At 70.8% G+C, this 1433-nt stretch carries 2 protein-coding genes; both read left to right on the plus strand.

Annotated features, from left to right (window positions below):
• Positions 1–526: TIM barrel protein (locus ABZ260_RS51010; protein ID WP_355633191.1), on the plus strand; the 526-nt coding region annotated here is incomplete at its 5' end.
• Between the two features lie 125 nt (positions 527–651).
• Positions 652–1398, plus strand: a complete 747-nt coding sequence (locus tag ABZ260_RS51015) for a hypothetical protein (RefSeq protein WP_350917098.1) — start codon at positions 652–654, stop codon at positions 1396–1398.
• Positions 1399–1433 lie beyond the last annotated feature (35 nt).

Here is a 1433-nt window from a genome sequence, read left to right on the forward strand (position 1 = left end):
GGCAAAGGTGCTGGAACGTTCCAAGGAGGATCTCGGCGCGCTCCGGCTCTTCGAATCCGACAGGCCGGAGGAACCGCCGACCATCGCCGCGGGCGAGCGCGGGGTGAGGCTGGCCCTCGAACCGCTGCACCCGATGTACTGCGCCGACCGGGCCGTGCTGTCCACGCTGGGCCAGGCCCTCGATCTGGCCGAGCCGCACCCTCCCGAGCAGGTGGGCGTCGTCGTCGACACCTTCCACGTGTGGTGGGACCCGAACGTCCTGGAGCAGATCGCCAGGGCCTCGGGGCGGATCGCGAGCTACCAGGTGTGCGACTTCCTGTCTCCGCTCCCCGCCGACGTGCTGCTCGGCCGGGGAGTGATGGGCGAAGGCGTGATCGACTTCGCACCGCTGACCGAGGCGGTGGCCGCGGCGGGCTACACCGGGGACATCGAGGTGGAGATCTTCAACGCCGACGTGTGGGCCGCCGACCCCGACGAGATCCTGGCCAGGGTGCGGTCCTCGTTCGCCGAGCTCATCGGAGAATGACACGCGGGCCCGCGGAACGGACTCCGAGGCGACAGGAGCGTTCCAATCAGGGGAAACCGCGTTCGCCGGGCCCGGATTACCGCTTCACGGTGAAGTGACGTGGCAGCTGCTCGTACGGTAGGGGTATGACGACCGCAGAGAGCGAAGCCAGCCCCGCCATACAGCGGCCGCCGGAACATGTCCTTGCCGTACTGGAAGCGATCAGGGAGTGGGAGGCCGCCAACCCCGACTCGGCCCCTTCGGGCCAGGGAGAGGCGATCCTCTGGGCCCTGGGAAAGCGTGAGCAGGCGCCGATCAGCGGCCGTCCGGCGTCGGGATCCCCGCCCACCCTCGCCGAGGCCCGCGCGGAGATCGACGCCGCCGAGCGGGTTCCGCGCGAGGGCCGGGTCGTCCCCGCCGACGGGGTCATCAGCACCCTGAGCTGGCTGATCGGCGCCAAGGACGGGCTGCCGATCCCCGGCCGCCGATCCTCGGAAGGCTGGGGACACCTGGTCGGCGGCCGCGGCGTGATCCTGCGCACCGAGGCCGAGATCGGCCGGATCGCCGAACTGGCCCATGCGGGCCGGCCGAACGCGGCGGGCGAGTGGGAGCGGGAATGGTGCTCCGGGACCATCGCCGTGTGTGAGTGGGTGCTCGGCACCCGCAGGAAGTCCCCGGTCCGTAACACACCGCGTCCCATCCACGGACCGACCGGACTCAACCTCGGCATGGAGGAGAGCGCGGCCGAGGACGTGTCGCGACAGCTCGGCCGGGGCCGTCAGCACTCCCCCGGCTACGGAGACGGAGTCATCCGGACGATCCGCTGGCTGCGCGGTCAGCTCATCGTCCCGCCGGTCAACGAGCAGGGAAAACCGATCTCCGGCGCCCGCTGACCACCTGTCCCGATCCTCCTTCCTGCTCCCCTACG

Origin of the sequence: Streptosporangium sp. NPDC006013, assembly GCF_040614275.1 — a bacterium.
In the GTDB taxonomy this organism is placed as follows: domain Bacteria; phylum Actinomycetota; class Actinomycetes; order Streptosporangiales; family Streptosporangiaceae; genus Streptosporangium.